Origin of the sequence: Streptococcus oralis (genome assembly GCF_023110435.1) — a bacterium.
Taxonomy (GTDB): Bacteria; Bacillota; Bacilli; order Lactobacillales; family Streptococcaceae; genus Streptococcus; species Streptococcus oralis_CF.
Genome location: NZ_JALDWB010000002.1, coordinates 181,661 through 204,682 on the forward strand (window position 1 = coordinate 181,661; position 23,022 = coordinate 204,682).

Consider the following 23,022-nt stretch of genomic DNA (forward strand, 5'->3'; position numbering starts at 1 on the left):
ATGAGATAAATCGTTGACTTTTATATTTTAAAGGTTTATACTGATAGACGAAAACGGTAGGTGAGGCTACCATAGGGATACGGATGACTACCGCAAAGCAGTGGAGACACTACTCGTTGGTCAACAGTCCTGGTCGCGAAGGCCAAGACTAAGCTCATTTCATTGCCCTATAGAGTTAAAGCTTGAACGAAAAAACAGATAATTAGTTTTTTAATCCTGCCATTTTATGGCAGGATTTTCTACTGTTTTAGAACAGGGAAAGGAGACAGACGATGCAAATTGACGACCACCCAGAACCGCACATACACAGCCAATCGCTGATTTGTGTCGTTCTGCCCTTATAAAGTGATTGGTCTCTGTGTATGAAACACATCATTCATACAGATAGGAGAAACCAATGAAAACTACAAAAGAAAGATTAGCAGCAGCTATTCACACACCTTTAAACGAGACTCTATCTTTTTATAAGACAAGTCTAACAGGCTTGACTGGGGAGCAGGTGGAGAAAAATCGTGACCTATATGGCGAAAACACCATCACCAAGGGTCAAGAAGACAGTATCCTCAAAAAGATTTACGAATCTATTATCAATCCATTTACAATCATCTTGCTGGTCATCGCCATGATCTCCATGGTGACCAATGTCTGGTTGGCGAAGCCTGGGCAAGAGGATCCAACGACCTCTATCATCATCGTCGTTCTCGTATTGATCTCTGGTGGTATACGCTTTGTACAAGAATTACGGAGCGATAAGGCGGCGACCAATCTATCAAAAATGATTGTGAACACAGCCACAGTAATTCGCGAAGGCCAGAGTTTAGAGGTAGCAATTGAAGATTTGGTCGTTGGAGATATAGTCAAATTGAGTGCTGGGGATATGATTCCAGCAGACCTCATTTTAATTGAATCGCGCGATTTCTTTGTTCAACAGTCTGGCTTGACAGGCGAAAGTGACTCGGTTGAAAAACTGGCCTTGTCAAAAATGAGTCAGTCAAACTTTGATAGTCTGTTAGAAGCAGAAGCGCTCGCCTTTATGGGAACCAATGTGATATCAGGAAGTGCCAAGGCTTTGATTCTAGCGGTCGGTGATGACACCATGATGGGGGAAATCGAGCAGACTCTCAATACTTATGACGAACCGACCTCTTTTGAACGGGAGATGAACAGCATCTCTTGGCTCTTAATCCGTTTGATGTTAGTCATGGTTCCTATCGTATTTCTTTCCAATGGCTTGACAGATGGGGATTGGTTAGAAGCTGGCGTATTTGCCTTGAGTGTGGGTGTCGGACTCACACCTGAGATGCTTCCCATGATTATCACGGCAAGTTTAGCAAAAGGCTCCATTATCATGGCCAAGGAAAAAGTCGTCATCAAAAAACTCAATGCTATACAAGATTTAGGTGCTATTGATATCTTATGCACGGATAAAACTGGAACCCTTACTCAAGACGAAATTGTCCTTGAATATCCTTTGGATATACATGGAGATTTGGATTTGTCTGTATTGAGACGTGCCTATCTCAATTCCTATTTTCAAACCGGTTTGAAAAACTTGATGGACCGTGCCATTATCAGTAGAACTGAAAAAGAAGCTAAAGAACACGCTATTCTACAAAATTTGGATACTAGCTTCCAAAAAATCGATGAACTTCCATTTGACTTTGAACGCAGACGGATGAGTGTCATCGTCAAGGATGAAAATGAAGTTGTTAGCTTGGTAACCAAGGGTGCCCTAGAGGAGATGCTTGCGATTTCAACCCATGTGGAATATCAAGGTCAGATTAGCCCTCTGACGGATGATATCCGAGTGGGAATCTTAAAAGAAGTGGATCAACTCAATCAACAGGGATTGCGAGTCTTGGGAGTTGCCTATAAAACAGGTCTAAAAGAAGGTTTTGCTTACTCCGTTGAAGATGAAAAAGAGATGATTCTAACAGGATATCTTGCCTTCTTAGACCCACCAAAACCATCAGCAGCACCTGCTATTCAAGCTTTGTTAGAACACGGCGTTCAAACAAAGATCTTGACGGGGGACAATGAAAAGGTAACCCAAGCAGTATGCGAAAAAGTTGGTTTAGACGTTGATCAAATCTTGTTGGGTTCTGATATTGACGCCATGACGAACGAAGAGTTGGCCCAAGCAGTTGAGAAGGTGACTGTCTTTGCTAAACTCTCTCCGGATCAAAAAGCACGAATCATTTTACAAATCAAATCTAATGGACATTGTATCGGCTATATGGGAGATGGGATCAATGATGCCCCATCTATGAAAGTAGCCGATGTGGGGATTTCTGTTGATACAGCAGTAGATATTGCCAAAGAAACGGCTGATGTCATTTTGCTAGATAAGGATTTGATGGTGCTTGAAAAAGGGCTGGTTGAAGGACGCAAAGTCTATGCCAACATGACCAAATATATCAAGATGACGGTCAGCTCTAATTTCGGGAATATTCTGTCACTCTTAGTGTCTGGTATCTTTTTACCTTTCCTCCCTATGGCTCCGATTCACTTGATTGTGTTAAACCTAGTCTACGACCTTTCTTGTATTGCCTTGCCATTTGATAATGTGGATGAAGACTTTTTGAAACATCCTCATAAGTGGGAGGCTAAGTCTATTACTCGTTTTATGATTTGGATGGGTCCGATTTCTTCTGCCTTTGATATTTTGACCTTTATCTTGCTCTATTTTGTCATTGTACCGATGGCGACAGGTCATGCCTATGTTCACGGAGCAGAGTCTGCAACGGCCTTTATCATTTTGTTCCAGACAGGTTGGTTCATTGAATCCATGTGGTCCCAAACCATGGTCATCCATATGCTTCGTTCAGCAAAACTTCCTTTCTTGCAAAGTCGTCCATCATGGTTTGTTCTTGCAACAACCTTGCTAGCAGCTAGTTTTGTGACCTTCCTTCCCTACTCTTCAATTGCTAGCCTGCTTCATTTAACCTCTTTGGAACCAATTTATTTCCTCTTTTTGCTTTTGATCATCGTTCTCTATATGATCAGTGTTACAGTTGTGAAACGATTGTATATCAAAAAATTTAAAAGTTGGCTATAAATTGATTTTGTCAAGAAAAAAGTACGGAAATCGCTAAAAAAGTTAAAATTTTTTAAAAATAGGTCGCAAGTCGGATGTTTTTTATGGTATAATAGACTAAACTGATAGTAACATGTAGCGAAAGGGGTAGGCACATGATTAAGATTTATACCGTCTCCAGTTGCACAAGCTGTAAGAAAGCGAAGACTTGGCTCAACGCACACCAGTTAAGTTATAAAGAACAAAACCTTGGTAAAGAAGGAATTACGAGAGAAGAACTACTTGATATTCTGACAAAGACAGATAATGGAATTGCCAGCATTGTATCATCAAAAAACCGCTATGCGAAAGCTTTAGGGGTTGACATCGAAGATTTGAGTGTGAATGAAGTACTCAACTTAATCATGGAAACACCACGGATCTTAAAAAGTCCTATTCTAGTTGACGAGAAGCGTTTGCAGGTCGGTTACAAAGAAGATGATATCCGTGCCTTTTTACCACGCTCTGTCCGTAATGTAGAAAATGCAGAAGCACGTTTGCGTGCAGCTCTATAAACATCGAGGCTGGGGTATCTCCTAGCCTTGTTCATTTTTTATCAAAAAATCATGTGAGGAATTATGAAAAAGATAGTAATTGGCGCAGCTACTCTCCTCCTGCTACTTGCAGGATGTGGTCAAAAGAAGGAAACGACATCCAGTTCAAAACATGAATCCGAAACGCTCCAGTCTACTCTGCCCGTTTTGGAAAATGCGGAAAAGAATACGGTTGTGACCAAGACTTTGATTTTCCCGGAGTCAGGAGATGGCGTCAAGCAAACGCAAACCATTACCTATAAAGGGAAACAATTTCTAAAATTGGTTATTCGGCAGATACGGCCTTTAAGTGAGGAATTGAAATCCTTTATCGCTGACCACGGTCTTGAAGAAACTCAAAAAGCTCTTTTAGAAGCAGAAGAAAAGGATGAAATGCTTCAGGAAGCGCGCAAATTGGTAGGTTTTACACTTGAAACCAAATTGCTCAGTGAGACTGAAATCCAGACCACAACGACCTATGATTTACAAGTCTTGGATGTCAAAAAGGCGTCACAGACAGATTATTTAAAAAATCTTGGCTTAGAGACTCTTTTGAAAAATGAACCAAGCCAATATATCGCAGACAGAGTGGCAAATGGTGCGACAGAACAGTAAGAAAATCCAAATAAATGGATTGACTTAATTGTAGAACGTAAGGAAATATGCTATAATAGTACTATTCTAAGGAAAGAGGGTGTTAGAATGGGATTTACTGAAGAAACTGTACGTTTTAAATTGGATGATTCCAACAAGAAGGAAATCAGTGAAACGTTGACAGATGTCTATGCTTCTCTGAATGAAAAGGGTTATAATCCGATAAATCAAATCGTCGGTTATGTATTGAGTGGAGACCCTGCCTACGTTCCTCGTTACAACAATGCACGAAATCAAATCCGTAAGTATGAGCGTGATGAAATTGTTGAAGAATTGGTGCGCTACTACCTTAAAGGACAAGGAGTCGATCTATAATCTATGAGAATTATGGGATTGGACGTCGGTTCAAAAACGGTAGGCGTGGCCATTAGCGACCCACTAGGATTCACTGCTCAAGGACTTGAAATCATCCAAATCAATGAGGATCAGGGCCAGTTTGGCTTTGACCGTATCAAGGAATTGGTTGACAGCTATAAGGTGGAACGCTTTGTAGTAGGTTTGCCAAAAAACATGAACAATACTAGCGGTCCGCGAGTAGAAGCCAGTCAAGCCTATGGTGCCAAGCTAGAAGAACTCTTTGGTTTGCTAGTAGACTATCAAGATGAGCGCTTGACGACAGTCGCAGCTGAGCGTATGTTGATTGAGCAGGCTGACATCAGTCGCAACAAGCGAAAAAAAGTTATTGATAAGTTGGCTGCTCAGCTGATTTTGCAAAATTATTTAGATAGAAAGTTTTAAGACAGAGGAGAAACTATGTCACACGATCACAACCATGACCACGAAGAACGTGAATTGATTACGCTAGTAGATGAGCAAGGAAATGAAACCTTGTTTGAAATTCTTTTGACCATCGACGGGAAAGAAGAATTTGGTAAGAACTATGTTCTTCTAGTGCCAGTTAACGCAGAAGAAGATGAAAATGGTGAAGTTGAAATCCAAGCTTACTCATTCATCGAAAATGAAGACGGAACAGAAGGCGAATTGCAACCAATCCCAGAAGACTCAGAAGACGAATGGAACATGATTGAAGAAGTCTTCAACAGCTTTATGGAGGAGTAAAAATATCCGGGGGATATTTTTACCCCAGTTCCTTTAAATAAGAGAGAGCTGGTGAGTCCAGTGGACGTTTTTAGCCCTACGCTAAAATTCATAGTAGCTAGTGATTAGCTAACCAGGTAAGAGGTCGGGATTTTTGTCCCGACCTCGCTTTTTACTTGCAATTATACTTTGTTGTGGTAGTGGAATGTACTTTTGTTAAGGAGATATGCATGTTTGAAGTAGAAGAATGGCTTCATAGTCGGATTGGTTTAAACTTTAGATCTGGACTTGGACGAATGCAGCAAGCAGTGGATTTGCTGGGGAATCCTGAAAAGACTTATCCTATTATCCACGTGACAGGGACCAATGGCAAGGGATCAACGATTGCCTTTATGAGGGAGTTGTTTGTTGCTCATGGTAAAAAAGTTGGTACTTTTACCTCTCCTCATATTATCAGCATCAATGATCGAATTTGTATCAATGGACAACCAATCGCAGATGAAGACTTTATCCGTATAGCTAACCAAGTCAAGGAGATGGAAAAAACTCTTTTAGAAACACATGATCAATTGTCTTTCTTTGAGTTGTTGACCCTGATTGCTTTGCTTTACTTTAAAGAGCAGGACGTGGATCTAGTCCTGCTAGAAGTGGGTATTGGTGGTCTACTTGACACCACTAATGTCGTAACAGGAGAGATTGCAGTTATTACTTCCATTGGGCTAGATCATCAGGAGACCTTGGGCGATAGTTTGGAAGAAATAGCAGAGCAGAAAGCTGGTATCTTCAAGGCTGGAAAGAAGGCGGTCGTTGCCAAGCTTAATGCAGAAGCTGAGCCTGTCTGTCAAAAAAGAGCAAAAGAGTTGGACGTAGCTCTTTATCGAGCGGGGCAAGACTTCACCTTGAAAGATAGTAATTTTTCAAGTAGGCTAGCAAGTTTTTCACGGCTTGAAATCGGTTTGGAAGGTACCTATCAGCAAGAAAATGCCGCCTTGGCTTTACAAACCTTTCTTCTTTTTATGGCGTCAAGAGAGGAAAGGGTCGATGAAGAGCTTGTGAGACAGGCCTTGCAAGAAACTCACTGGGCAGGTCGATTGGAACGGATTCGCCCGCAAATCTACCTAGATGGGGCTCACAATCTTCCAGCCTTAACCCGGTTGGTCGAGTTTATCCAAGAGAAAATTCAACAAGGCTATCAAGTCCGTATCCTTTTTGGTGCCCTTAAACGCAAGGATTATCAAGGGATGTTAGGCTATCTATCTGAGCAGTTGCCTCAGGTGGAACTTAAGGTAACGGGCTTTGACTACCAAGGTTCTTTGGATGAGAAGGATGTGGCGGGTTACGATTTGATTCCTTCCTATGGCGATTTCATCAGCGAATTTGAAGAAAAGGCCAATGATCAGGACCTGCTTTTCGTGACGGGGTCACTCTACTTTATCTCGGAAGTACGAGCGAGTTTGTTAGGAAGCGATGGGACTAGTTGACCTTCTAGGCTTAAGTTGTTATACTTGAGGTAGGAGGTACATCTGGAAACTGATCCAGCAAAACATTGGCACAAAAGAAAGGAAATCGCTATGAAAACGAAAATATTCACACTTTCTATTGCTTCCCTAGCAATTCTTAGTCTTTTAGCAGCTTGTGGACCTAAGGCACAAGCACCTACCCAGCAATCTGCTCAGCAACCATCTACTCAACAAGAATCATCTTCTAGTGCTGCGACAAGTGCTAGTCAACCGCAGGCTTCCTCAAGCCAGGACGCCCCAGTAGCTCAACCTACGAATATCGATGGTACCTATACTGGAAAAGATGAGAATGACCAAATCACTCTTGTTGTAACAGGTAAAACTGGTACATGGACTGAGGTCGAGCCAGATGGAGATAAGGAAATCAAGCAAGTCAGCTTTGAGCCAGAAAATCAACGTGTCATTATCGGTGATGATGTCAAAATTTACACGGTTAATGGTAATCAATTGATTATCGACGATATGGACCGAGAGGCATCTGACCGAGTGGTATTAACTAAGCAATAATGATTAAGTAAAAGTTCCAATGAGATGAAAGCTATCTTTTTGGAGCTTTTTCTTGAAAAAAGGGCTGGCTGTTCTTTACTAACTTTTTACTTAAAACGCTTACAAAAATTTGTAAAACTTCTTATAAGGTCGTATACTTATAGTAAATAATCAAATAGCGCAGAGGCGCAGGAGGAAAAGCATATGGCTACATTTTACGTTCCATCAGTTAACCTTATTGGTAAAGGTGTTGTAAATGAAGTAGGTCCGTATATCAAGGAACTGGGGTATAAGAAGGCCCTTTTGGTGACAGACAAGTTCATCGAAGGAAGTGATATTTTACCTAAGGTCCTAAAACCATTAGATGCTGAAGGGATCGAATATGTGATTTTTAGCGATGTTGAGCCAAATCCGACTTGCAAGAACGTCACAGACGGAGTGGCTTCCCTGAAAGAGCATGGATGTGACTTCATCATCAGTCTTGGGGGAGGGTCTCCACAGGATGCGGCTAGTTGTATCTCTATCATCGCTACAAATGGTGGCAAACCACAGGACTACGAAGGACTTCACAAGTCTGCTGAAAAAGGGTTGCCAGTGGTTGCCATCAATACAACAGCTGGAACTTCAGCAGAAATCACCATTAACTATGTCATTACTGACGAAGAACGCAAGGTCAAGATGGTAATGGTTGATAAGAATAGCCTCGCTCTAATCTCTGTCAATGATCCAGAACTCATGCTTTCAAAACCGAAAGGATTGACAGCCGCGACAGGTATGGATGCTCTTACTCATGCTGTAGAAGCCTTAGTAACACCAGGTGCTTATGATGTGACCAAGAAACTCTCTATCGGAGCAATCGAGCTCATCAAAGAATACCTCCCTCGTGCCGTAGCAAATGGGCATGACCTTGAAGCTCGCGAAGGTATGGTCAATGCTATCTTCCTCGGAGGTATGAGCTTTAACAACGCTGGTCTGGGCTATGTTCACTCAATGGCTCACCAACTTGGTGCAGTTTATAATCTGCCACATGGTGTTTGCTGTGCTATGCTTTTACCAGTCATTGAGCGTGAAAATGCCAAACGTGTACCAGAAGCTTTCCGCAATGTAGCCAAGGCCTTGGGACTCCATGTTGAAGGGAAAACAGACCAAGAATGTGCTGACTATGCTATTGCTGAAATTGAGAAGCTATCTGAAACCGTTGGTATTCCTAAGAAACTCACTGAACTCGGTATCCAAGAAAAAGACTTTGACTTTGACTACCTTTCTAAGAACGCTTTGGTCGATGCCTGTGCACCAGGAAATCCATTTATGCCAACCTTAGAAGAAACTATTGCCTTCTATAAAGAATTGTTCTAATTTTCAAAGCGAAAAAGAAGCTAAATAATGCTGGGAAGAACTATCATTTTGGTAGTTCTTTTTTTAAAAATTTGCTATCCTAGACATATGAGAAAAATCAAAATTGATGTGGTTGTAGTGCCCTTAAGTGGGCATCTCTTCCCAATCTTGAATCTACTCGCACCCTTGTTGAAGGATCCCTTGTATGAGATTCGATTATTTACAGGACCGCAACGAAAAGCTGTCGCAGAGGAGATGGGATTCCAGGTGATTCCCATTTTAGAAAATTCTGTAGATGAATTTGAGCGCGTAGCCAACAATGAAGGGCAATTAAACCTTATTTCTGCTTATCGACAGTTGTCAGCTAGTCTTGATTTGATCGATGTGGTGTCTGATCAACTAGTGCAAGAGTGGCAGGAAAATCGACCTGATATTGTGATTGCCGACTTCATCACCTTATCTGGGGGGTTAGTAGCGGAACAGTTGGGAATTCCTTGGATAACAACCATGGCGACACAGTTTGCCATTGAAACGACAGATGGACCGCCTTGTTTCTTTGGAGGAATGGGCAGTCCAAAGACACCGTTCCAATCTGTCCAGCAATGGCTGGGGAGAAAAGTGACTCGTTTAGGGAAACGAATCGTAACCTTTTTATTGAGAGAACGCTTAAAACGTTACGATTTTAAGTTCTACAATCAGAAAGGTCAAGAAACTATCTATTCCCCCTATTCTATCTTAGGGATTGGGATGAAAGAGTTGGAGCTGAAAAGTGGTTTTCCAGAGCATTACCTTTGGGTGGGACCTTTTGGGTCTTCGATTGAGAGGGCAGAGAATTATCCCCTAGATTTGACTCCTTATGCAAATCATAAGAAAGTCCTCGTATCTTGTGGGACTCAGCTAGCATGGGCCAAAGACAACCTCCTCTACCAGACCCAACAATTGGCAAAAGCCCATCCAGACTGTCACTTCTTTGTGACTCTGGGGTTTGGCGGACAAGACTTCCAATGTGAGGAGATCATGGACAATGTTTCGGTGGTATCCTATCTTCCCTATAAGGAATACATTTCTCAGATGGATTATGTAATTCATCATGGCGGTGCGGGTATTTTTTACCAATGTATTATCTATGACAAGCCTGCCTTGATTCTCCCTCATGACTATGATCAGTATGACTATGCGGTTCGTGGCTTAGAGGCGGGGATTGCCCTGACTGCTAAACGAGAGGATACGGAAGCGATTGGGCGAGCTTTTGATGAGTTATTGGTTAGAGCTGACTGGCCAGACTTGAACAAACTCAGTCGCGCAGCCCAAGTCTATCAGCCAACAGAGATTCTGAAGAGCGAAATACATCGGCTCTTAGGGGACAAGGAGAAGTAAAAAATGAAGAAAGTATTGGTAACAGGTGCTACGGGCTTTCTAGGCAAGTATGTTGTTGAAGAGCTCAGTCAGCAGGGCTATCAGGTACGCGCTTTTGGACGCAATCCCAAGGCAGGTCAGTCTTTGGAAAATTCCTTAGTAACATTTTTTCAGGGAGATTTGACCAAGCAAGAGGATTTGGTTCAGGCTTGTCAGGGAATGGACATGGTTGTGCATGCGGGTGCTCTTTCTACCGTTTGGGGTCCTTGGGAGGACTTCTACCAGACAAATGTCTTGGGAACCAAGTATGTTCTGGATGCTTGTCGAGAGGCCGGTATTCAGCGTTTAGTTTATGTATCATCGCCGAGCATCTATGCTGCGCCTCGAGATCAGCTTGCTATCAAAGAAAGCGATGCGCCTCAGGAAAATAATCTTAACAACTACATTCGTAGTAAGCTGGCTTCGGAGAAGCTGTTTAAGGATTATCACGATGTTCCGAGTATTATCTTACGACCTCGTGGGCTTTTTGGGATTGGGGATACCAGTATTTTGCCTCGAGTTCTCAAACTCAGTCAGAAGATTGGCATTCCCTTAATAGGGGACGGTCGTCAGCTCATGGATATGACCTGTGTGGAAAATGTCGCTCTGGCAATTCGCTTGGCTCTAGAAGCCCCTCAATCTAGTGGCGAAGTTTATAATATTACCAACGGGGAACCAAGAGCCTTTAAGGATTTGATAGAAGAAGCCCTGAGAGGACTGGGCTATCCAATAACGTACAGAAAAGTGCCAGCTCCTCTTCTTTCAGTTATTGCCAGTAGTTTAGAGTTTCTTTATAAGACCTTGAAACTCAAAGGGGAGCCGGCTCTGACACGCTATACCTATTATCTGCTCCGTTATAGCCAGACGCTAGACATCAGCAAGGCGGAGCGAGACTTGGGGTATCGCCCTCAAATCAGTATTTCGGAAGGGATTGAACAATATGTCCAAGATTATCGAAAGAATTGATTATTTCCCAGCAGGCTACTGTACTAGCTATACAGGTTTGCTATTTAAGGGAGTCAAGAATCAAAAGATGACCTTTCCAGCAGGTGTTTTTCTTATCAAACACAGAGACAAGGGCTATTTGCTATGTGATACTGGCTATCACTATGATATTAAGACGAAGCTTCGCTATGGTTTTTATCGTCTAGGAACACCTGTTCAAATGACGGAGAAGGACCAGATTTCACATTTACTGAAAGCGAAGGGAATCAAACCAGAAGAAATAAACTATGTCCTTCTATCTCATTTACATCCAGATCATCTGGGAGGAGCTAGCTTCTTTGCTCATGCAACCTTTATCTTGACAAAAGAAGTGTATGAAGTCTACCAAAAACCTAATTTGAAAGACTTGATTTTCAAGGAGTTTTTGCCAGCTTCTTTTGAAGAAAATCTAACCATTATCAGAACTGACCAGCATCACTCGGGATTTCCCTATCGTCCGATTTGTGATCTTTTCGGAGATGGCAGTATCCTAGTAGCTTCTGTTGATGGGCATGCTAGGGGGCAAGCCTGTCTGTACCTTCCAGACTTCAATCTCCTCATTGCAGCAGACCTCTGTTGGGGAATTGACCTCTTACCTTATACCAAGCAGATGCACCTGCTTCCTTCCTTGGTTCAGGATAATAAGGCCGACTATATCAAGGGGACGGAGTTTCTGGAGGAAGTCTTAAAGGCCGGTATCGAGGTAGTTGTTAGCCATGATCCTGTAGAAAGGATAGAGTCAATCTTATATGAAAAAAATAACCTTTCTTAAAACCTTTATCCAAACTCGCTGGCTTTATAACTTCAAATCTCGAGAGGCTTTAGAGAACTACCAGAAAGTGCAATTAGCTAACTATATGGACTTTTTAGAGCGAGAGTCGCCCTATTTTAAAAATGGAGTTCCTAGCGACTTTGACCATATGGACAAGGCCTTTATGATGGAACATTTCAATGAGCTCAACACCCAAGGAGTGGATCGGGATGAAGCCTTGGCCTTGGCTATTGAAAGCGAGAAGACCCGTGATTTCACTGAACTTAAAGGGGAAGTGGCAGTCGGTCTGTCTTCAGGGACATCTGGACATCGGGGCCTCTTTATCACAACAGAGAAAGAGCGAAGTATGTGGGCGGCGGCTATCTTGGCAAAGATGTTGCCCAAAGGTCAACTTTTTGGACACCGCATCGCCTTTTTCCTGAGAGCCGATAATGAACTCTATCAGACCATCAATACGCCCCTCATTCGTTTAGAGTATTTTGATATTTTCAAACATACAGATGAGCATATCGGGCATCTCAATAGTTACCAACCGACCATTGTGGTAGCACCAGCCTCTATGTTGCTTGAATTGAGCAAGCACCTTACAGCTGGAGAGTTGGCCATTCACCCACAAAAAATCGTTTCGGTGGCGGAAATCTTGGAAGATAGTGATAGGGAACGGATCGCAGAAGCCTTTTCTCTATCCATTATTGACCAAGTTTATCAGGCGACCGAGGGTTTCTTAGCCTGCACTTGCTCAGCTGGCAATCTGCATCTCAACGAAGACATTATCTATGTGGAAAAGCAGTATCTGGATGACCATCGTTTTTATCCAGTGATTACGGACTTTAAACGAAGCAGTCAGCCTATTTATCGCTACCAGCTCAATGATATCTTGGTTGAAAATTCGGAGCCTTGTCCCTGTGGCTCCTGCTATACACGGATTGACAAGGTCGAAGGACGCTCTGATGATATTTTCTACTTTGAAGGGCAGGATGGGGGACAGGTGACCATCTATCCAGACTTTATCAGACGTTGCATCCTCTTTGTGGAGAATGTGGGAGATTACCAAGTTAAGCAACATTCCGAGAAATTAGTAAAAGTTTGTCTAAGCCGACGAGATGAGGACGTAGAGACAGCAATTTTAGCACAGTTCCAACTCTTGGCCCAGCAAAAAGAGTTCATAGTTCCTCAAATCCAATTTTCAGATTATCACTGGGATACTAGCCGTAAACTCAAACGTATCCAACGTTTATGAAAGGAAAAAAGACAATGACAGAAGTAAAAAGACATGTAGAAATCGCTGGTTATGGCATTTACCTTCCCAAAAATACGGTGCAATTTAAAGACCAGACCCGTTATCGTGTAGTGGAAAATGAAGAAACGCAACTTGACTTGGCAGAAGTAGCTATCCAGCAGGCACTTGAAAAAGCAAATTTGGATATTAAAGATATCGATTGCCTTGTATCAGCTAGTGCAGTTGGTGTTCAGCCTATTCCTTGTACGGCTGCCTTGATTCATGAGCGCGTGGCAAAAGGACTCTCAATCCCAGCTATGGATATCAATACGACCTGTACCAGCTTTATTTCTGCTCTATCGACCATGTCCCACTTGATTGAGGCAGGCGAATACGGTCGTGTCCTGATTGTGTCTAGTGAGGTTGGTAGTTTAGGGCTCAATCCCAAGCAAAAAGAAAGTTTTGAACTCTTTAGTGACGGGGCAGCAGCCTTTATTTTCCAAAAAAGTTATCAGGAAAAAGGGGTCATTGCTAGTCTCCAACGTACTTGGTCAGAAGGAGCTCACGATACGGAGATTCGTGGAGGTCTGACTTCTTTTCAACCCAAAGAGTACTCTGAAGCGACTAAGACCAACTATATGTTTGACATGAAGGGGAAGAAAATCCTCCTCTTGTCTGCTCGTAAAATCCCAGCCATGTTTGAAGAGTTTCAAGAAAAAACACAGCTAGCCTTGGCAGACGTGGACTATATCATTCCTCACCAAGCGAGTCGTGCTCTTCCTTTGGTCATGGAAAAACTAGGTGTGACCGAGGATCAATACCTCAACTTAGTTACTGACTATGGAAATATGGTGTCAGTCTCTGTACCGTTTGGCTTGGCTTATTCTTTGGAACATGGACTTATCAAGGAGGGAGATGTCGTCTACCTTATGGGAACCGCAGCTGGTATGACGGTCAATATGTTGGCTCTGAAATTGTAACAATCATCTAAACACGGAACGGCTGGAACTTTAGCAAAGGCAAAAAGTTGCTATCTACCCCTGAACTGAGGTATACTAGTAGAAACATTAGTTCATCAAGCGGTTTAGGAGAATGTTAGAAAAGGAAGGGGATGTATGACAGCTAGAAAAATGCAGCTACTCATGTCCAAATATGGTTTTAGTATTACCATTATGTTGGCAGAGTTGTTTATCGTCTTTGGTTTATTTCTCTATCTAGGGCAGATGGCTCCAATTATCTGGATTATCCTAGTTATTTTAGTGAGTATGGCGACCATTGTATCGATTGTCAATCGGTCCATGAATCCTGAGAGTAAGGTAACATGGCTGTTAGTAGCCTTTGTGCCAGTATTTGGCCCCTTGCTCTATATCATGTTTGGAGAACGCCGTTTATCTAAAAAAGAAATGAAACAGCTAAAGCAGCTTCAATCAATGGTTGACCGAGAGGACAATAGCAGAGCCCTCCGTTTGGAGTTAAAGGAAGAGGATAAGTCGGCTTACGGTGTCATCAAATCCCTCCTCAGCATGGATACGAATGCCGATGTCTATGATCGAACGGATACACAATTTTTTGACTCTGGTGAAAGTATGTGGTGTCAGATGCTAGAGGACCTCAAGAAAGCTGAGAAATTTATCTTTCTCGAATACTATATCATCGAAGAAGGCTTGATGTGGGACAGCATTTTAGAGATTTTGGAAGAAAAGGCTGCTCAAGGAGTAGAAGTCAAGCTTCTCTATGATGATATTGGTTGTATGGCAACCTTGCCTGGAGATTACACCATCCAGCTTCGTGGTCGAGAGATTGAAGCCCATAAATTTAACAAGGTGATTCCGCGCTTGACCGTTGCCTATAACAACCGTGACCACCGTAAAATCATGATTATCGATGGGCAGATTGCCTATACAGGTGGTGCCAATCTGGCAGATGAGTATATCAACCATATCGAACGCTTTGGTTACTGGAAGGATAGCGGTATTCGGTTGGATGGTCCAGCAGTAAAGGCTTTTACCAGACTCTTTTTATCCACCTGGTATATCAACCGTGGAGAAATTAGTGACTTTGACCAATACCATCTCGAAAATCAACCAAAAGATGGGATGGGGCTTTGCATTCCTTACAGTAGTGGGCCAAAGCCTATCTACCGAGCCCAAGTTGGAAAAACGGTCTATCAAAATCTTATCAATCAAGCTACAGATTACGTCTATATCACGACTCCCTATCTGATCACTGACTATGATTTAACAGAAAGTATCAAAAATGCAGCATTGAGAGGGGTAGATGTGCGAATTGTGACGCCGTGTATCCCAGATAAGAAGGTTATTCAGTTAGTTACTCGGGGAGCCTATCCAGATTTGCTATCTGCAGGGGTTCGCATTTACGAGTACAGTCCCGGATTTCTTCATAGCAAGCAAATGCTTGTCGATGGAGAGGTGGCTACTGTGGGAACCATCAATTTTGATTATCGTAGCTTGCTTCACCACTATGAAAATGCCGTTTTACTTTATAGAACACAGTCTATCATCGATATTGAGAGGGACTTCGAAGAGATTTTTAAAGTTTCTCAAGAAATTTATCCCCACACAATCAAAACAAGCTGGTATCAAAGCTTAATCAAGGAAATTGTCCAGTTGTTTGCGCCCATGCTCTAACTATCCACCAAGATCTAGCCCAAGGCTGGATCTTATTTTTGTCTTTTTGCGAATAGATAAGCAGGAGGATGAAAATGCTAAATCAAAAAGAATATGATTTTATCCTAGAGTTTCAAACAAGCAGTTTACACCGTTTTCGAGAGATTGAACGCTATGCTGAGCTAGATAAGAAGTTAAGGAAATCTCAATCCCTAGCTGACATTCCTGTAAGATTTTGATATACTAAAACAGATAAACTTAGAGGAGAAATTGAATGAACGTATACGAGGAAAAAGACGAACAGCTAGAAGAATTTCGATACCAGTATCGGGAACGGCTGGATCAAGAGTCTGAATTTGGACTGGAGCGAGGTAAGAAGAAACGAACTCCGCTTCCATTTTTTAGTATGGCAATTTGGAGTCTGGCTGCTACAGCTGTTTCTGTAATGTTGCCTCTGATCTTTGGTTTGGTGAGCCCCCAACAGATGCAAGATCTTTATACTGGTTGGGCGCTACATCAGAGTGGGCAGATTTACACGGATTATTATGGTTCAAATGGGCTGCTTTATTACTTACTAACCTATCTCTCTCAAGGGAATATCCTTTTTGCTTTGGTGGAGTGGTTGGCCTTGTTCGGAGCCGGAGTTTTTTTATTCAAGTCCGCAGATACCTTGACAGGTCAGGGAGAGCAGGCTAGACAGCTTTTGTTGGTTTTCTATCTGCTTGTGGGCAGTCTAGGATTTGGTGGTAGCTATGCAGTGGCTGTGGCCTTGCCTTTTCTATTTTATAGTTTTAGCCTAGTGGCAGACTATCTGGATGATCCAAGTAACGATAAAGGTTTCTTGCGAGTTGGGATGAGTTTAGCATTAGCTTTCTTCCTATCACCTATTCCCACAGCTTTGTTTGCAGCCACACTTGCCTTGAGTTTGTTTGGATTTAATATTGCCAAGCGTCGATTTGCTCATGGTTTGTATCAATTTTTCGCGTCAGCTCTAGGATTTTCTCTCCTTTTTTATCCAATTGGCTACTATACAGTCTTAACAGGAACTTTTGGTGATGCGATTAGCCATACTTTGTATCCAATAGATACGCTTAGTCTATTTTCAAATGCCAATCTTATGGAGAATGCTGCTTTCTATGGTTTGCTATCCATCGGTGTTGGGACTCTGACATTGATCTTTTCAGGATTGTTTCAGACCAAGTCAGCTCAGCAATCTGCTGTCTCAATAGGCGCTAGTTTAGGCTTACTGGTAACTCTTTCTTTGTTAATTCTTTCAAAGGAACTTTTGCATGGCTCACGTTTGGCAGCGATTTTGCCCTTTCTGACATTGTTATTGTTAACCAACATCAAAGAAGGAAGCTCTGATCGTATCAGTCGTAGTAGACGAAGAGTTCGTTCTTCATCACTCTTTGGTCGCTACCTCAAGGGAAATTTCTATCTACCATTAGTTGCGATAGTCTATTTACTTTTCCTACCTGTTTTGAGTCGCTATATTTCGCATCCAAGTACTTATCAGGAACGCGAGCAACTTGCTAGCTTGGTCAAACAGCAAACGAGCTCTGAGGATCGTGTCTATGCTTGGGATGATCGTCCAGATTTTTATCGAGCAAGTGAACGCTTGGCACCAAGCTCTCTAGTAACACCGACGCTCTATACTGCAAGCGACGAGAATAAAACGAAACTAGTCAATGACTTGAAAGAAAATCAACCGAAGATGATTTTGGTCAACCAAAAGGTTGCCTTGTGGTCGGATGTAGAGAGCCTACTTAGTGAAAAATACGAGCTTGTTCAGACGGATAGTAAGGAATTCAAGCTTTATAAATCTAAATAATAAATCAATATCTTGTGTATTTTTAAAAATTTTAGAATTTTTAACACAAGATATTGATTTTTCTTTTTGGAGTGGTATAATATCATTTAAGAAGAAAAATAGAAAAGAGCATGGATATGATTGTATTAGAAGAAAACCTTGCAACCGTTCCCACTTTGTTCGTTGAAAAACGAGATGGTAGACGTGTAGTGTTTGATATAGACAAGATTGACAAAGCTCTCCACAAGGCGGCTGACAAAGTCATGGATGTGACACCCTTGGTCGAAAAACGTCTAAATGGACTGCTTGAGCGTATTGTTGCGGAAATTCATAGTCGTTTCCCTCAAGGTGTCAAGATTTACGAGATTCAAAATATCGTAGAACATGAACTCCTTGAAGCCAAAGAATATGCGCTGGCTGAGGAGTATATCACTTATCGGACACAAAGGGATTTTGAGCGCTCAAAAGCGACAGATATCAACTTTAGTATCCATAAGCTCCTCAATAAAGACCAAGCGGTTGTCAATGAAAATGCCAATAAAGACAGTGATGTCTTTAACACTCAGCGTGATTTGACAGCAGGGATTGTGGGGAAATCAATCGGACTGCAAATGCTTCCTAAGCACGTAGCCAATGCTCACCAAAAAGGGGATATCCACTATCACGATTTGGATTATAGCCCCTACACACCGATGACCAACTGCTGTTTGATTGATTTTAAAGGCATGTTGGAAAATGGTTTTAAGATTGGAAATGCAGAGGTAGAGAGTCCCAAGTCTATCCAGACTGCGACAGCTCAGATTTCCCAAATCATCGCTAATGTAGCATCCAGCCAGTACGGGGGCTGTTCAGCTGACCGTATCGATGAGGTCTTGGCTCCGTATGCAGAGAAGAATTACCAAAAACATCTCAAGGATGCGGAAGAGTGGGTTTTACCTGAAAAACGGGAAGATTACGCTTGGAAGAAAACGCAAAAGGACATCTACGATGCCATGCAATCTCTCGAGTATGAAATCAACACCCTCTTCACTTCAAATGGGCAAACACCTTTTACTTCTCTAGGTTTTGGTCTAGGAACCAATCGTTTTGAGCGTGAAATTCAAAAAGCTATTTTGACTATTCGTATCAAGGGTCTTGGTTCAGAACATCGAACAGCCATCTTCCCTAAACTCATCTTTACGTTAAAAAGAGGCCTCAACTTAGAGGAGGGGTCGCCTAACTACGACATCAAACAGTTGGCTCTTGAGTGTGCAACCAAGCGGATGTACCCAGATGTCTTATCCTACGATAAGATTATCGAACTGACAGGTTCTTTCAAGGTTCCTATGGGCTGCCGTTCTTTCCTTCAAGGATGGAAGGATGAAAATGGTGTAGAAGTCAATTCAGGTCGGATGAATCTAGGTGTTGTGACAGTCAATCTGCCTCGTATCGCTCTCGAGTCTGAAGGAGATCTGAATAAGTTCTGGGAAATCTTCAACGAGCGTATGAACATCGCAGAAGATGCTTTGGTTTATCGTGTTGAACGGACCAAGGAAGCAACACCAGCGAATGCCCCTATCCTCTATCAGTATGGAGCCTTCGGTCGCCGTCTCGGAAAAGAAGAAAGTGTAGACCAACTCTTTAAGAATCGCCGTGCCACAGTTTCGCTGGGCTACATCGGTTTGTACGAAGTGGCTACTGTCTTCTTTGGAAACAGTTGGGAAAGTAATCCTGAAGCCAAGGAATTCACACTGGATATCATTCGTGATATGAAACGTCGTGTGGAAGAGTGGTCTGACCAATATGGTTACCATTTCTCTATCTACTCCACACCGTCTGAAAGTCTGACAGACCGCTTCTGTCACTTGGATACAGAGAAGTTTGGCTCTATTCCTGATATTACGGACAAGGAATACTACACCAACTCGTTCCACTATGATGTTCGTAAAAATCCAACACCGTTTGAAAAATTAGACTTTGAGAAAGTTTATCCAGAAGCAGGTGCGTCAGGTGGTTTCATCCATTATTGTGAGTATCCAGTTCTTCAACAAAATCCTAAGGCTCTGGAAGCTGTCTGGGACTATGCCTACGACCGTGTCGGCTATCTAGGGACCAATACTCCGATTGATCGCTGTTACAAGTGCGACTTTGAAGGGGATTTTGAACCAACTGAGCGAGGCTTTGCTTGTCCAAACTGTGGGAATAGCGACCCTAGAACAGTAGACGTGGTCAAACGTACGTGTGGTTATCTGGGAAATCCGCAAGCGCGTCCGATGGTTAATGGACGCCACAAGGAAATCGCTGCGCGTGTCAAACACATGAACGGTTCAACTATTAAAACAGCCGGACATGAAGTAACAAATTAGAAGGAAATGGAATGGGGAAATACCAATTAGACGATAAGGGGCGCGCACAAGTGACCCGTTATCACGAGAAACACTCGAAAGGTGGAACAGGTAAAAAAGAACGCTTGCTCAACCTCAAAGAACAATTTTTAAACAAGAACAAGAAAAAATAAAAGTGAGAGTCTGCTCTCACTTTTCTCTTAATTGGAGGTAAAAATGATACTACGCATACCAACATTGGCAGATAAAGAAACAGTTTTAGAGATGATGGCAGAGTTTGAACAGACTCAATCAGCCCACGATGGTGGGTTTTGGAACGCCAACAATTTTGTTTATGAAGAGTGGCTAGAAGAAAATCTTCAAGCGGAAGCGGGACTCAATATTCCTGAAAACTGGGTTCCTGCTATCCAGCTAGTTAGTTTTGACGTAGCAGGCCAGGCTCTTGGCTTTCTCAACCTTCGTCTCCGATTAAATGACTACTTACTAGAAAATGGGGGCCATATTGGCTACTCCATTCGTCCATCTGAAAGAGGTAAGGGTTATGCGAAAGAATCCCTCCGACAAGGTCTACAAGTTGCTAAGGGAAAGAATATTAAACGAGCTTTAGTGACTTGTAGCACAGAAAATCCAGCAAGCCGAGCTGTTATCTTAGCTAATGGTGGGGAGTTGGAGGGTGTTCGAAACGGAACGGAGCGCTATTGGATAGACTTGGAGTAGACAGCATGACATGGAATACACCAAAACCAGGTGAATGGAAAAGTGAGGAACTCAGTAAAGGGCGGATTATTGATTACAAGGCCTTTAACTTTGTCGATGGAGAAGGTGTGCGAAACTCTCTCTATGTATCAGGTTGCATGTTTCACTGCGAAGGGTGCTATAATGTTGCGACTTGGTCTTTCAATGCAGGTATTCCTTATACAGCAGAGTTAGAAGAACAGATCATGGTAGATCTTGCCCAGCCTTATGTTCAAGGTTTGACCTTGCTAGGAGGAGAGCCTTTTCTCAATACGGGGATTCTCTTGCCACTCGTTAAACGCATCCGAAAGGAATTGCCAGACAAAGACATCTGGTCCTGGACGGGCTACACTTGGGAAGAAATGATGCTGGAGACTCCAGATAAACTGGAACTCTTATCATTGATTGACATCCTTGTCGATGGACGGTATGATAAAAGCAAGCGCAATCTCATGCTCCAGTTTCGAGGTTCCTCTAATCAACGAATTATCGATGTGCAAAAATCCCTCAAAAGCGGGCAAGTGGTGATTTGGGACAAGCTTAATGACGGAAAAAAAAGCTATGAACAGGTGAAGAGAGAATGAAGAAAAAAGACCTGATAGAACAACTGGTTTCAGAGATCGAAACGGGAAGAGTTAGGACGCTAGGGATCTACGGTCATGGGGCTTCAGGCAAGTCAACCTTCGCTCAGGAATTACATCAAGCTCTAGATTCTACTACAGTAAATTTACTAGAAACAGATCCCTATATCACCTCAGAACGTCACCTGGTAGTACCAAAGCAAGCGCCAGATCAAAAGGTGACAGCTTGTCTGCCAGTGGCGCATGAGCTGGCAAGTTTGCAGAGAGATATTCTCGCCTTGCAGGCAAGTATGGATGTCTTAACAATTGATGAACCGTGGAAGGCTAGTGAGGTCTTGTCTGGAGCCAAACCGATTCTGATTGTTGAAGGGATGTCTGTGGGCTTTCTACCTAAGGAACTCTTTGACAAAACTATCTGTTTCTACACGAATGAAGAAACAGAATTAAAGAGGCGCCTAGCTCGAGATACGACTATGAGAAATCGCGATGCATCTTTTGTATTAGCTAGCCATCAGATGAGACGGGAGCAGTATCTGCGATACTATAGAGAAATCGAGTCTAAAGCGGACATTTTAGTAGATCAATCAGAAGATAAATTTGAAGTCAAAATGACACACATTTGAAACACACTATTATATAGAAGAAAAGATTGATTTTTATAGACGTAAATCAGTAATCATAGGAAGATGAAATAGGAAAACAGTTTCATCCTAAAAAAACGAAAAAAAGCTCACAAACCCCTTGCAATCGCAGGGGCTTTGTGTTATTCTATTATGGTGCTGTAAATTACAGCTTTAGCTGTGATGCAAGAGGTTGCGACACGCTCGGTTGCATTGCCACGCAACGCGCGTCGGTTTTCTTGTGGAGCTAGCCTATTATCTTAAATAGACGAAAAGGAGAAAAAGATGGCAAACAAAAAAATCCGTATCCGTTTGAAAGCTTACGAACACCGTACGCTTGACACAGCGGCTGCAAAAATCGTAGAATCAGCTACTCGTACAGGTGCACAAGTTGCGGGTCCAATCCCACTTCCAACTGAGCGTAGCCTCTACACAATCATTCGTGCGACTCACAAATACAAAGACTCTCGCGAACAATTTGAAATGCGTACACACAAACGTTTGATCGATATCGTTAACCCAACTCAAAAAACAGTTGATGCTTTGATGAAATTGGATCTTCCAAGTGGTGTAAACGTAGAAATCAAACTTTAATTTAAAGCTTGATACCTTGAGCATAAAAAACGCTCGTTAAAAACTTTTTGAATAAAAATATAGAAAAGGAACTATTTTCTCATGACAAAAGGAATCTTAGGGAAAAAAGTGGGAATGACTCAAATCTTCACTGAAGCTGGCGAATTGATCCCTGTAACAGTTATTGAAGCAACTCCAAACGTTGTTCTTCAAGTTAAAACTGTTGAAACAGACGGATACAACGCTATCCAAGTTGGTTTCGATGACAAACGCGAAGTATTGAGCAACAAACCTGCTAAAGGACATGTAGCGAAAGCTAACACGGCTCCTAAGCGCTTCATTCGTGAATTCAAAAACGTTGAAGGCTTGGAAGTTGGTGCTGAAATCACAGTTGAAACATTCGCAGCTGGAGACGTTGTTGACGTAACTGGTACTTCTAAAGGTAAAGGTTTCCAAGGTGTTATCAAACGCCACGGACAATCACGTGGACCAATGGCTCACGGTTCTCGTTACCACCGTCGTCCAGGTTCTATGGGGCCTGTTGCACCTAACCGCGTATTCAAAGGTAAAAACCTTGCAGGACGTATGGGTGGCGACCGCGTAACAATTCAAAACCTTGAAGTTGTACAAGTTGTTCCAGAAAAGAACGTTATCCTTATCAAAGGTAACGTACCAGGTGCTAAGAAATCTCTTATCACTATCAAATCAGCAGTTAAAGCTGGTAAATAATAAAGAAAGGG

Annotated in this window: 24 protein-coding genes and 1 riboswitch; all 24 genes read left to right on the forward strand. The window is 42.4% G+C overall.

All coding sequences use genetic code 11. The annotated features are described in order from the left end of the window. Positions 1–50: 50 nt before the first annotated feature. A riboswitch (M-box (ykoK) riboswitch) is annotated at positions 51–202 on the forward strand. Between the two features lie 195 nt (positions 203–397). Further along, positions 398–3,058 carry a magnesium-translocating P-type ATPase gene (gene mgtA, locus M1F97_RS05100; RefSeq protein ID WP_247944419.1) on the forward strand — a complete coding sequence of 887 codons (2,661 nt, stop codon included), beginning with the start codon at positions 398–400 and terminating at the stop codon, positions 3,056–3,058. A gap of 134 nt (positions 3,059–3,192) precedes the next feature. Further along, complete coding sequence (gene spx, locus M1F97_RS05105) at positions 3,193–3,591, forward strand: transcriptional regulator Spx (protein WP_000591165.1); 399 nt, start codon at positions 3,193–3,195, stop codon at positions 3,589–3,591. Between the two features lie 63 nt (positions 3,592–3,654). Continuing rightward, on the forward strand, positions 3,655–4,224 hold the full coding sequence (locus M1F97_RS05110) for an SP0191 family lipoprotein (RefSeq protein WP_247944420.1): 570 nt from the start codon (positions 3,655–3,657) through the stop codon (positions 4,222–4,224). An 87-nt stretch (positions 4,225–4,311) separates the two neighbouring features. Beyond that, positions 4,312–4,578: an IreB family regulatory phosphoprotein gene (locus M1F97_RS05115; protein ID WP_000507060.1), complete on the forward strand. Its 267-nt coding sequence runs from the start codon at positions 4,312–4,314 to the stop codon at positions 4,576–4,578. A 3-nt stretch (positions 4,579–4,581) separates the two neighbouring features. Beyond that, positions 4,582–5,001, forward strand: coding sequence for a Holliday junction resolvase RuvX (gene ruvX, locus M1F97_RS05120; RefSeq protein ID WP_247944421.1), 420 nt, complete (start codon positions 4,582–4,584; stop codon positions 4,999–5,001). Positions 5,002–5,016: 15 nt separating this feature from the next. Then, the gene (locus tag M1F97_RS05125; protein ID WP_000017624.1) at positions 5,017–5,322 is read left to right on the forward strand and encodes a DUF1292 domain-containing protein; all 306 of its coding nucleotides are present in this window, start codon (positions 5,017–5,019) and stop codon (positions 5,320–5,322) included. A 209-nt stretch (positions 5,323–5,531) separates the two neighbouring features. Further along, positions 5,532–6,782: a bifunctional folylpolyglutamate synthase/dihydrofolate synthase gene (locus M1F97_RS05130; RefSeq protein WP_247944422.1), complete on the forward strand. Its 1,251-nt coding sequence runs from the start codon at positions 5,532–5,534 to the stop codon at positions 6,780–6,782. Positions 6,783–6,872: 90 nt separating this feature from the next. Further along, entirely contained in the window at positions 6,873–7,328 is a 456-nt protein-coding gene (locus M1F97_RS05135; protein WP_247944423.1) for an SP_0198 family lipoprotein, read from the forward strand. 183 nt (positions 7,329–7,511) lie between these two features. Further along, positions 7,512–8,663 carry an iron-containing alcohol dehydrogenase gene (locus tag M1F97_RS05140; RefSeq protein ID WP_247944424.1) on the forward strand — a complete coding sequence of 384 codons (1,152 nt, stop codon included), beginning with the start codon at positions 7,512–7,514 and terminating at the stop codon, positions 8,661–8,663. An 87-nt stretch (positions 8,664–8,750) separates the two neighbouring features. Continuing rightward, positions 8,751–10,019, forward strand: coding sequence for a glycosyltransferase (locus M1F97_RS05145; protein WP_247944425.1), 1,269 nt, complete (start codon positions 8,751–8,753; stop codon positions 10,017–10,019). 3 nt (positions 10,020–10,022) lie between these two features. After that, positions 10,023–11,003, forward strand: coding sequence for an NAD-dependent epimerase/dehydratase family protein (locus tag M1F97_RS05150; RefSeq protein WP_247944426.1), 981 nt, complete (start codon positions 10,023–10,025; stop codon positions 11,001–11,003). Then, entirely contained in the window at positions 10,978–11,793 is an 816-nt protein-coding gene (locus tag M1F97_RS05155) for an MBL fold metallo-hydrolase (protein ID WP_247944427.1), read from the forward strand. Before M1F97_RS05150 ends, M1F97_RS05155 begins: the two co-directional genes overlap by 26 nt. After that, positions 11,771–13,033 (forward strand): F390 synthetase-related protein, encoded by a 1,263-nt coding sequence (locus M1F97_RS05160; RefSeq protein WP_247944428.1) that lies wholly within the window; start codon positions 11,771–11,773, stop codon positions 13,031–13,033. Before M1F97_RS05155 ends, M1F97_RS05160 begins: the two co-directional genes overlap by 23 nt. Positions 13,034–13,047: 14 nt before the next feature. Next, positions 13,048–13,992, forward strand: a complete 945-nt coding sequence (locus M1F97_RS05165; protein WP_247944429.1) for a 3-oxoacyl-[acyl-carrier-protein] synthase III C-terminal domain-containing protein — start codon at positions 13,048–13,050, stop codon at positions 13,990–13,992. 135 nt (positions 13,993–14,127) lie between these two features. Beyond that, positions 14,128–15,660 carry a cardiolipin synthase gene (gene cls / locus M1F97_RS05170; RefSeq protein ID WP_247944430.1) on the forward strand — a complete coding sequence of 511 codons (1,533 nt, stop codon included), beginning with the start codon at positions 14,128–14,130 and terminating at the stop codon, positions 15,658–15,660. A 74-nt stretch (positions 15,661–15,734) separates the two neighbouring features. Then, positions 15,735–15,878 carry a hypothetical protein gene (locus tag M1F97_RS05175; RefSeq protein WP_247944431.1) on the forward strand — a complete coding sequence of 48 codons (144 nt, stop codon included), beginning with the start codon at positions 15,735–15,737 and terminating at the stop codon, positions 15,876–15,878. A 35-nt stretch (positions 15,879–15,913) separates the two neighbouring features. Further along, complete coding sequence (locus M1F97_RS05180; RefSeq protein ID WP_247944432.1) at positions 15,914–17,470, forward strand: damage-inducible protein CinA; 1,557 nt, start codon at positions 15,914–15,916, stop codon at positions 17,468–17,470. A gap of 116 nt (positions 17,471–17,586) precedes the next feature. Beyond that, positions 17,587–19,794: an anaerobic ribonucleoside-triphosphate reductase gene (gene nrdD / locus M1F97_RS05185; RefSeq protein ID WP_247944433.1), complete on the forward strand. Its 2,208-nt coding sequence runs from the start codon at positions 17,587–17,589 to the stop codon at positions 19,792–19,794. Positions 19,795–19,805: 11 nt separating this feature from the next. Further along, positions 19,806–19,946, forward strand: coding sequence for a hypothetical protein (locus tag M1F97_RS05190; RefSeq protein ID WP_000521623.1), 141 nt, complete (start codon positions 19,806–19,808; stop codon positions 19,944–19,946). A gap of 43 nt (positions 19,947–19,989) precedes the next feature. Further along, positions 19,990–20,490 carry a GNAT family N-acetyltransferase gene (locus M1F97_RS05195; protein WP_247944434.1) on the forward strand — a complete coding sequence of 167 codons (501 nt, stop codon included), beginning with the start codon at positions 19,990–19,992 and terminating at the stop codon, positions 20,488–20,490. Between the two features lie 5 nt (positions 20,491–20,495). Then, positions 20,496–21,092, forward strand: a complete 597-nt coding sequence (nrdG, locus tag M1F97_RS05200) for an anaerobic ribonucleoside-triphosphate reductase activating protein (protein ID WP_247944435.1) — start codon at positions 20,496–20,498, stop codon at positions 21,090–21,092. Continuing rightward, positions 21,089–21,712, forward strand: a complete 624-nt coding sequence (locus M1F97_RS05205) for a uridine kinase family protein (protein ID WP_247944436.1) — start codon at positions 21,089–21,091, stop codon at positions 21,710–21,712. Before nrdG ends, M1F97_RS05205 begins: the two co-directional genes overlap by 4 nt. A gap of 282 nt (positions 21,713–21,994) precedes the next feature. After that, positions 21,995–22,303, forward strand: a complete 309-nt coding sequence (rpsJ, locus tag M1F97_RS05210; RefSeq protein ID WP_001284513.1) for a 30S ribosomal protein S10 — start codon at positions 21,995–21,997, stop codon at positions 22,301–22,303. Positions 22,304–22,384: 81 nt separating this feature from the next. Continuing rightward, positions 22,385–23,011, forward strand: a complete 627-nt coding sequence (gene rplC / locus M1F97_RS05215; protein ID WP_000160197.1) for a 50S ribosomal protein L3 — start codon at positions 22,385–22,387, stop codon at positions 23,009–23,011. Positions 23,012–23,022: the final 11 nt, after the last annotated feature.

Excerpts from the sequence above, each read along its gene's own strand:
- mgtA (WP_247944419.1), top strand. The coding sequence starts at position 398 with ATGAAAACTACAAAAGAAAGATTAGCAGCAGCTATTCACACACCTTTA.
- spx (WP_000591165.1), top strand. The coding sequence starts at position 3,193 with ATGATTAAGATTTATACCGTCTCCAGTTGCACAAGCTGTAAGAAAGCG.
- M1F97_RS05110 (WP_247944420.1), top strand. The coding sequence starts at position 3,655 with ATGAAAAAGATAGTAATTGGCGCAGCTACTCTCCTCCTGCTACTTGCA.
- M1F97_RS05115 (WP_000507060.1), top strand. The coding sequence starts at position 4,312 with ATGGGATTTACTGAAGAAACTGTACGTTTTAAATTGGATGATTCCAAC.
- ruvX (WP_247944421.1), top strand. The coding sequence starts at position 4,582 with ATGAGAATTATGGGATTGGACGTCGGTTCAAAAACGGTAGGCGTGGCC.
- M1F97_RS05125 (WP_000017624.1), top strand. The coding sequence starts at position 5,017 with ATGTCACACGATCACAACCATGACCACGAAGAACGTGAATTGATTACG.
- M1F97_RS05130 (WP_247944422.1), top strand. The coding sequence starts at position 5,532 with ATGTTTGAAGTAGAAGAATGGCTTCATAGTCGGATTGGTTTAAACTTT.
- M1F97_RS05135 (WP_247944423.1), top strand. The coding sequence starts at position 6,873 with ATGAAAACGAAAATATTCACACTTTCTATTGCTTCCCTAGCAATTCTT.
- M1F97_RS05140 (WP_247944424.1), top strand. The coding sequence starts at position 7,512 with ATGGCTACATTTTACGTTCCATCAGTTAACCTTATTGGTAAAGGTGTT.
- M1F97_RS05145 (WP_247944425.1), top strand. The coding sequence starts at position 8,751 with ATGAGAAAAATCAAAATTGATGTGGTTGTAGTGCCCTTAAGTGGGCAT.
- M1F97_RS05150 (WP_247944426.1), top strand. The coding sequence starts at position 10,023 with ATGAAGAAAGTATTGGTAACAGGTGCTACGGGCTTTCTAGGCAAGTAT.
- M1F97_RS05155 (WP_247944427.1), top strand. The coding sequence starts at position 10,978 with ATGTCCAAGATTATCGAAAGAATTGATTATTTCCCAGCAGGCTACTGT.
- M1F97_RS05160 (WP_247944428.1), top strand. The coding sequence starts at position 11,771 with ATGAAAAAAATAACCTTTCTTAAAACCTTTATCCAAACTCGCTGGCTT.
- M1F97_RS05165 (WP_247944429.1), top strand. The coding sequence starts at position 13,048 with ATGACAGAAGTAAAAAGACATGTAGAAATCGCTGGTTATGGCATTTAC.
- cls (WP_247944430.1), top strand. The coding sequence starts at position 14,128 with ATGACAGCTAGAAAAATGCAGCTACTCATGTCCAAATATGGTTTTAGT.
- M1F97_RS05175 (WP_247944431.1), top strand. The coding sequence starts at position 15,735 with ATGCTAAATCAAAAAGAATATGATTTTATCCTAGAGTTTCAAACAAGC.
- M1F97_RS05180 (WP_247944432.1), top strand. The coding sequence starts at position 15,914 with ATGAACGTATACGAGGAAAAAGACGAACAGCTAGAAGAATTTCGATAC.
- nrdD (WP_247944433.1), top strand. The coding sequence starts at position 17,587 with ATGATTGTATTAGAAGAAAACCTTGCAACCGTTCCCACTTTGTTCGTT.
- M1F97_RS05190 (WP_000521623.1), top strand. The coding sequence starts at position 19,806 with ATGGGGAAATACCAATTAGACGATAAGGGGCGCGCACAAGTGACCCGT.
- M1F97_RS05195 (WP_247944434.1), top strand. The coding sequence starts at position 19,990 with ATGATACTACGCATACCAACATTGGCAGATAAAGAAACAGTTTTAGAG.
- nrdG (WP_247944435.1), top strand. The coding sequence starts at position 20,496 with ATGACATGGAATACACCAAAACCAGGTGAATGGAAAAGTGAGGAACTC.
- M1F97_RS05205 (WP_247944436.1), top strand. The coding sequence starts at position 21,089 with ATGAAGAAAAAAGACCTGATAGAACAACTGGTTTCAGAGATCGAAACG.
- rpsJ (WP_001284513.1), top strand. The coding sequence starts at position 21,995 with ATGGCAAACAAAAAAATCCGTATCCGTTTGAAAGCTTACGAACACCGT.
- rplC (WP_000160197.1), top strand. The coding sequence starts at position 22,385 with ATGACAAAAGGAATCTTAGGGAAAAAAGTGGGAATGACTCAAATCTTC.